Genomic DNA, 7037 nt, shown 5'->3' on the forward strand with positions numbered 1-7037 from the left:
GACGTCAGGGCCGCAGGTAGAGGCGGCGGGAGTGCAGCAGGCACGCCAGCGCCGTCCACGCCAGCACGGCCAGCACCGTCCACGTCGCTTGCGGGTGCCCCGCCACGGCCACGGCGTTCGCGGCGCGCTCGGCGGTGCTGGGCCCGTCGGGCGCCCCCTCGGGCCGCTCGAGCAGCAGCGCCATCACGACGTGGGAGCCGAAGTAGACGAGCAGGCTGTTGCGGCCCAGCGCCACCAGCGGCCAGGCGGAGGCGCGCAGCGCGGCGCCGGTGCGGGCGCGGTCCAGCAGCAGGTGCCCGGCGAGCAGCGCGAGCGCCACGCCCGCACCCACGCCCAGCGCGAAGGGCGCGGTCCACAGCCGCTTCATCGCCGGGACCTCCGCCGCACCCAGCCAGGCCGGGGCCTGGGAGGTGAGCACCGCCGCCGCCAGCAGCGCCGCGGCCAGACCGAGCACCGGCAGCACCGCCGTCCCCGGCCCGCGCCCGGGCGGGCGGGCCGCCCGCCGCGCCAGCAGCAGGTGCCCGGTCGTGGCGCCGGCCGCGGCGGAGACCAGCGCCCCGCCGATGGCGACGAGGCCCTCGGGGTCGTGCCCGGCCTGCCCCGCGGCGTAGACGTGCGCGGCCCCGAAGACGGCGGTGTCGACGCCGCCGGAGGGGTTGCACTCCCGGGTCAGCTCACCCCCGGGGCAGCCGGCGGCCCACCCCGCGAGCAGGGCGGTGTGGGCGGTGGCCGCGGCGGCGGTGAGCAGCGCCCAGCCGCGCCAGGTCCGGGTCAGCAGGTGCCCCAGCGCGACCAGGGTGACGAGCACCGCGTAGAGCTGCAGCACGCCGGGCAGGCGCCAGGTGGCCGGGTCCCAGGAGCGGGTGTCGAGGCCGTGGGTGGTGACGGCGTTGTAGAGCAGCCCGACCGCGAGCAGCACCAGCACCCGCCGCAGCATCGGCCGCACCTGCACCCGGCGGTGCATCGCCAGAGCCAGGCCGCAGCCGGAGAGCGCGACGAAGACGGGGAAGACGAGGTCCACGGGGTGCACCCCGGCCCAGTGGGCGTGCTCGAACCACTCCGGCGCCCACCACAGGCTGTTGACGGCGACGCTGGCCACGAGCATCCAGCCACGCACCCAGTCCAGGCTGGTGATCCGGGCCGGGCCGGTGGTGGTCGTGCCGCCGCTCGCGGCGCCCTGCGGCTTCACGGCTGGGAGTGTTCCAGCATCCGCGGCGCGCACCCGGCGCACCCGCTGCTCAGGCGGGGGGCTTGCCGCCCTCGGCGCCGGGGGCGGTGTCGTCCCCGGCCTGCTTGCGCCGCTGCTGCTCCAGGTTGCGCAGGAAGTCGGGGTCGTCGTCGGGGCCGCGCGGGGCGCGCTTGAGACCGCCGCGGCCAGGGCCCGCGCCGCGCTGCGGCAGGGGGCGGCCGGCGATCAGGTACGCCAGCGGGCCGACGATGTAGGCGAAGATGATCAGCAGGATCCACGCCCACTTCGGCAGGTGGCGCACCCGGTCGTCGGGCGCCTGGATGCAGTGCACCAGGCAGTAGACGACGAGGACGAACGGGGCGATCACGATGAGTGCGCGGAGCACGGAAACCTCCTCGGGCAGTGCCCCAGCATCTCAGGAGCACAGGCGGTGCGCCGGGACAACGAGCGGAGAGGCCCTCCAGTGCCCGGCGGCGGTGCCCGGAACGGCCTAGTGCCCGTCCTGCGGATCCCGGCGAAGGCTGGATGATCTTCGGCTCATGGCGGATCGAGGACGTTCATCCAGCGCTGCGGGTGAGGCGGTGCTGGAGGTGAGTGCGCACCGTCGGCCACTCCGCGGCGATGATCGAGAAGACGACGGTGTCCCGCAGGGTGCCGTCCGGCATGATCTTGTGGCTGCGCAGGATCCCGTCCTGCTTGGCCCCCAGGCGGGCGATGGCCGCACGGGACTGCTGGTTCATCCAGTGCGTGCGGAACTCCACCGCGATGCAGCCCCAGGCCTCGAAGGCGTGAGCGAGCATCAACAGCTTCGCCTCGGTGTTCACCGCCGACCCCTGCGCGGAGCGGGCCAGCCAGGTCGCGCCGATCTCCACCCGCGGGCTGGCCGCGTCGGCGTCGCAGAAGGTGGTCATGCCCAGCACCTCGCCGGTCGAGGCACGACGGGTGACGAAGGGCAGCATCGTGCCCGCCCGCTGCTCTCCCAGGCGGCGCTCGATCTCGGCCCGCATGCCCTCCGGGGTGGGGATGACGGTGTACCAGAGCTTCCACAGCTCCCCGTCACGCACAGCCTCGACCAGGCCGTCGTGGTGCTCGTGGCCGAGCGGCTCCAGCACAACGTGATCACCCTTGAGGATCGTGGGGTCGAGGAAGCTCATGGCCGCACCCTAGAAGCCGCCCCGACACCGGCTGCACGGTGCTGCGACCCGATCGCCGGAGAACGCACTCCCGTGCCGCACCGGGGGCGCGACCATGGGCGGTGCCGGCCGTCCCTGCATGTCGGGGGACGGAGGACCCGCTCACGTGCGGCGGCCTACTGTCACGACGTGGACATCGCTGAGCTGGAGCGGGCACGACTCCGCGCGGTCGTGGAGGCCGACTGCGACGTCCTGGACGACGTGCTCCACGTCGACTTCGTGCTGTGCACCCCCAGCGGTGACGTCTGGGATCGGCGCACCTACCTCGACGGGCTGCGTGACGGGAGCATCGACTACTCCCGCTTCGAGCCGCAGTCCGACATCGAGGTCCAGACCTCGGGCTCCCTCGCTGTCGTGCGGTACCTGTCCGTGATCGACGTCGTGACCCCAGCCGGTGGTGGCCACCTCGAGTGCTGGCACCTCGACGTCTACGTACGAGGTGACGACAGCGGCTGGCGTTGCAAGTGGTCGCAGGCCACCGACACGATCCACGACTAGCTCCTCACGGCCAGGCCGGTCCTCCACATGCCCTGCGGCTCTGACCTGAACGGCCGTTCGACGCCCTCACGCTCACGTAGTCGCCGTGAGGGCGCGGTCGGGCAGCATCGTGCGGTGGGGTCTCTGCGCCGTGTCCGTGCTCGCGTGCTGCTCGGTGAGCTGGACGTGGAGGTCATGCCCGCCTGGGCGGTGCAAGCCCTGCAGGCCGGGTCGGACTCCCCGGCGCTGCTGGAGCTGGCGGGCATGGGCCCCGGTGAGCTGACCTGCGTGCCTGCGGTGGTCGCCACGGCGCTGCAGGAGCTGGGGGCACCGGACCTGACGGAGCAGCAAGCGCGCTGGGAGCTGGCCTACGCCTGGGCCGAGGCCATGTTCACCGGTGAACTGGCGCCGTACGAGGCGGCACGCCGCATCTGGCAGGACGCCTGGGACCCGTTCGGGCGCCCGGAGCAGCTGAGCGGCTTCGCCTACGAGGCCAGCGAGTGGGAGGACGACCCCGAGCACCGCAGCGCGTACGAGCACCGGATGCTCCACGACGCACGCGACCTCCTCCGCCAGCCCATGCCCGGACACCAGGATGGGCAATAGCTCCCGCCGTGAACGCACTCATTTGCCGCGCTGAGGGCGCGATCATGGTGACCGCTAGACGTCCTCAGGTGCCGGCTTGCGGATGGTGCAGGGTGGAGCCGAAGAGCGGGCCGGACCGTCGGAGGTGGATGTCGATGCGCTCGTCTTCACGGTCCGCGCCGCCCCTCATGGCGGTCGTTGCCTTGGTGCTGGGCGCCTGCTCCCCGCACCCTCACGACACGGACGACTTCCGGTGGACGGTGAACGGTCCTCTGGTCATCTCCCACGGTGAGAGCGCCACCGCCGCAGATGCCAAGGTCGACGGCGTGGTGGGCTATGACGGCCGTTGCGTGACCGTGGCTGACCGGCCCGTGGTGTGGCCTGAGGGCACGACCTGGGATGAGAAAGACCAGGCCGTGGTCTTGCCTGATGGCACCCATGCCCCTGTCGGGTCTTTTGTCGAGGGCGGCGGTGGCTATCGGCAGCCTGACCCCGCACCTCAAGGCAGCGACGAGGGCGTCGTGCCGATGCTGGAAGCGTGCGCCGGCCCCACCGGCGAGGTGGCGGTCCTCAACCTCGCCAGCAGCCCCACAGTGGCGTCTGAACCACCAGGTGATCTACCGCTCATGTAGCCGCGCCGAGTGCGCGATCATGAACGAACGGCGCCGCCCACTTGTGCCGATGTGCGAACGTCTGCACCCAAGCCATCCATGCGTGTCCTCAGGAGCTCAGGTAGTCCTCGAGGCGGGGGCTGATAGGCGAGAGGAGCGGGTCGTCGACGGCCTCGATCTGGCCCCGGACCATCCGGTGGACGTAGTACCTGTTGCTGTCCTCGAACTCATCAGCCCACTCGTACAGCAGGCCGAAGGACCCCGGCAGCGTCTCCCCGACGTGGCGCAACAGGGCGAAGAGCTCCTCACGTTCGGCGCGGACGCGCTGGATGAGGCCGGTCACCGTCAAGAAGTGCCCACCGTTGAAGTGGTCCAGGCGTGCCCGGCCGCTCGACCAGTCCACCTGCGCGACCCTGCCGGCGAGCAGGCGCAGGTTCCGCGCCTCGCGCGCGTCGTCCGCCGCTTCCGTCACGGGGTCGCAGGTGGCGTAGCCCCTGAGGTCGAACCACCCGTGGAACCCGTGCACGCCCGTGCCCTCCCTCGATCCCTTCGCCCCACGCGGGCGCACCCACTCCAGTTTCCATCGCTTACTGCCGGCACCGCCGAGCCACGCACTGAAGTGACCGCTCTGCGCACGGTCCCCACCGACCCAACGCGCGCCTATGCCGCGCTCAGTGCGCGATCATGCAGGCCTGCCGAACGCACGCGGGACTGTCCGATCAGCGCGCATCGTCGCGGTCTTTCGTCGAACGTTGCGCCGTTGGGGTCCTGCCGCTCTGTGGTGGGACGGACAGCGACTTGGGCATGTCACGCTGATTGCCGCAGCTCGCGAGAGGAGGTCGGGATCACGTCCTTCCGACGTTGGACCCTGGCCATCCTGATCGCGATCTTCAGTGGCGTCGCCTCGATGTGGTTCTTCCTCAATGCGGTGTTCGCCAACTTCGGCGCATCGCGATCGGCGCTGTCGCAGACGACCTGGTACGCAGCTATCCCCGTGACGTTCCTGGCCGCATGCCTGCTGTGGGCCTACCTGATCCCCCGCAGGCGGTGGTGGTCGATACCGGTGACGCTCCTCTCACATGGCGTTGCCTTCTGCCTCCTCGGCGGTCTCAGCATGTTCATCCACTGATCGCTGCCCATGCAGCTCGGGCGGTGCGCCTCGAGGTGCCTTCAGCAAGCCCTCACCAGCTGCGCCCGGTCGATGGCGGCGAAGGCCCACCGTCTGATTGAACGCACGCCTTTGACGCCGTGCGGGCGCGACGGGCGACGTCCAGCGCGTGACTAGTTGCTCAGAGCACGCCGGGAGTCTCAAGCAGGGCCTTGACCGCTGCGGCGGGTGAGAGGCGAGTCTCGACCTCGACATCGTGCTCGATGCCGCGGCGGGTGCGGCGGTGGCGCGTCGCGGTGCCGTTGTGGAGGTGGACCACCTGCACCAGGGTGCCGCGCAGGTCGATGTAGGTGCCGTCACCGAAGTTCTCATCGCGCCAGGTCTCGATCGTGTCCTCCACCGCGGCGTGCCCGAAGGAGACCCTGAGGTGCGCGAGGCGGCATCGCGACGCCTCCCGGAAGGTGATGGCCTCCACGTCCACCCCGGCTGGCAGGTGCCATTCGTGCACGCTCAGCCGCTCGCCGGGGGCCACGCGCCACTCCTCCCAGCCACGGGGGGACACCGGCTCGATCGAGAACGGGTAGGGCACCACGGCGCACACCCGCTGAGCGTCGAGTGGGACGCTCACCGGCAGGGGCGGGTAGTCGAAGGGCAGCAAGGCGTCGTGGATCTGCGGTCGCGGCATGACCTGCATGACGTCCCACAGCGGCCTTTCGGCCAGACCGGACGGTCTGGCCGAAAGGCCGGCGCGCAGCCCGTCGAGCACCCGCTGCACCTGCACCGGAGGCGGCCACGTCTCCACCACGCCGTAGTCGGCGGCAGCCCGCTCCACCACGGCCTCCCCCACCAGGCCGTCATCCATCACCTCAGCCTGCCCCAGGCGCACCCACACGTCACGATCACGACCGCTCACGCCGCCCTCAGTGCGCGATCATGACCGCCTCAGCCCGCACCGATGTGAGTGCGTTGCACCGTTGACCCGCAGCTGCTGCAACGTGGGAGCTGGGCTCAGGCTTCGACCTGGATGTCGATCTTGGATCCGCCGGCGCGCAGGACGGCTCGGCCGGGCATGACCTCATCGGGAAGGCGGACACGCCACCCGATGGCGTAGTCCTCGGCATGACCGGCAGCGTCCGCGACTCCCAACGTCCAGGAGGAGGCGCCCTGCTCCAGCACCAGGTCCACGTCCTCCATCGGGGTCTGTGTGGTCGTCAGCGGCCCGGCGCATCCTGCACCCGCAGTGCTGCTGTCGTCGCACCCCTCGTGGAACCACTGCCCCGACACCTGGACCTGCCCCGCCCTCGGCACCGGCACTGGTGGCGGCGGGTCCTCACCAGAGGGTGTCGCCACAGTGGGATCGGAGCCGATCACCAGTTGCGGGCCTATGCAGCTGGCTGACGCCAAGGGCACCGGCAGCATCCCCATCGAGGCGCAGAAGAAGACCAGCACGCCGGCGACTGGCAGGAGCTGACGAGACCGCATGTTCCTCCGACGTCAGAAGCACCAGAACCGATCCGGACATCAAAGCCGACAACCATGATCGTCCCGGTCGAACGTCCGACTTGACGCTGGTCAGGCGCGATCGTCGTGAGCGATGGTGAGTCACTGAGGCGTTGTCAGTAGCGGTCGACCCTTACTGACAACGCCTCACTGGCTGAGCCTTTGGCCTACTTTCCATCCGCTGCTGGAAGGCCGCTGGCGCGCAGGTCAGCGACGGCGGCAGTCAGTACGGCAGGGACCACGGTGGTTCCGTCCTCAGAGAACAGAACGGAAACACCCTGAACCGCCCCGGCGAGTCCGGAGACTTCCTACTCTGAGGCTCCGACCGGTGTCGGGGTCTGGTGGTGAGCGTAGTGAGCCTGCTCGGCCTCGAC

Annotated in this window: 10 protein-coding genes; 4 read left to right on the top strand and 6 right to left on the bottom strand. The window is 70.8% G+C overall.

The window, feature by feature from the left end:
• Nucleotides 1–4: 4 nt before the first annotated feature.
• The 3 genes from CLV92_RS14700 to CLV92_RS14710 all read right to left on the bottom strand — a co-directional run bounded on the left by CLV92_RS14700 (nucleotide 5) and on the right by CLV92_RS14710 (nucleotide 2343).
• Entirely contained in the window at nucleotides 5–1189 is a 1185-nt protein-coding gene (locus tag CLV92_RS14700) for a heparan-alpha-glucosaminide N-acetyltransferase domain-containing protein (RefSeq protein ID WP_104433833.1), read from the bottom strand.
• Nucleotides 1190–1238: 49 nt separating this feature from the next.
• Nucleotides 1239–1574, bottom strand: coding sequence for a PLD nuclease N-terminal domain-containing protein (locus CLV92_RS14705; protein ID WP_245886837.1), 336 nt, complete (start codon nucleotides 1572–1574; stop codon nucleotides 1239–1241).
• Between the two features lie 172 nt (nucleotides 1575–1746).
• On the bottom strand, nucleotides 1747–2343 hold the full coding sequence (locus tag CLV92_RS14710; RefSeq protein ID WP_104433837.1) for a GNAT family N-acetyltransferase: 597 nt from the start codon (nucleotides 2341–2343) through the stop codon (nucleotides 1747–1749).
• Between the two features lie 168 nt (nucleotides 2344–2511).
• On the opposite strand from CLV92_RS14710, the gene CLV92_RS21515 reads away from it, so the two are divergent.
• The 3 genes from CLV92_RS21515 (at nucleotide 2512) to CLV92_RS14725 (ending at nucleotide 4076) form a co-directional block, all read left to right on the top strand.
• Nucleotides 2512–2880 (top strand): nuclear transport factor 2 family protein, encoded by a 369-nt coding sequence (locus CLV92_RS21515; RefSeq protein ID WP_158257258.1) that lies wholly within the window; start codon nucleotides 2512–2514, stop codon nucleotides 2878–2880.
• A 144-nt stretch (nucleotides 2881–3024) separates the two neighbouring features.
• Nucleotides 3025–3465 carry a hypothetical protein gene (locus CLV92_RS14720; RefSeq protein WP_104433839.1) on the top strand — a complete coding sequence of 147 codons (441 nt, stop codon included), beginning with the start codon at nucleotides 3025–3027 and terminating at the stop codon, nucleotides 3463–3465.
• 239 nt (nucleotides 3466–3704) lie between these two features.
• The gene (locus CLV92_RS14725) at nucleotides 3705–4076 is read left to right on the top strand and encodes a hypothetical protein (RefSeq protein ID WP_146099557.1); all 372 of its coding nucleotides are present in this window, start codon (nucleotides 3705–3707) and stop codon (nucleotides 4074–4076) included.
• A gap of 88 nt (nucleotides 4077–4164) precedes the next feature.
• Here CLV92_RS14725 and CLV92_RS14730 read toward each other — a convergent pair whose 3' ends face one another.
• A complete protein-coding gene (locus CLV92_RS14730) occupies nucleotides 4165–4581 on the bottom strand; it encodes an Imm7 family immunity protein (protein WP_158257259.1) in 417 nt (138 codons plus the stop codon).
• 381 nt (nucleotides 4582–4962) lie between these two features.
• Between CLV92_RS14730 and CLV92_RS21025 the strand changes: the two genes are divergently transcribed.
• A complete protein-coding gene (locus CLV92_RS21025; RefSeq protein WP_146099558.1) occupies nucleotides 4963–5184 on the top strand; it encodes a hypothetical protein in 222 nt (73 codons plus the stop codon).
• A gap of 160 nt (nucleotides 5185–5344) precedes the next feature.
• On the opposite strand, the gene CLV92_RS14740 is transcribed toward CLV92_RS21025, so the two are convergent.
• Together CLV92_RS14740 and CLV92_RS14745 are read right to left on the bottom strand one after the other, a co-directional pair.
• The gene (locus CLV92_RS14740) at nucleotides 5345–6025 is read right to left on the bottom strand and encodes a hypothetical protein (protein WP_146099559.1); all 681 of its coding nucleotides are present in this window, start codon (nucleotides 6023–6025) and stop codon (nucleotides 5345–5347) included.
• Between the two features lie 146 nt (nucleotides 6026–6171).
• A complete protein-coding gene (locus CLV92_RS14745) occupies nucleotides 6172–6612 on the bottom strand; it encodes a hypothetical protein (protein ID WP_146099560.1) in 441 nt (146 codons plus the stop codon).
• Nucleotides 6613–7037: the final 425 nt, after the last annotated feature.

Origin of the sequence: Kineococcus xinjiangensis (assembly GCF_002934625.1) — a bacterium.
Lineage (GTDB): Bacteria > Actinomycetota > Actinomycetes > Actinomycetales > Kineococcaceae > Kineococcus_A > Kineococcus_A xinjiangensis.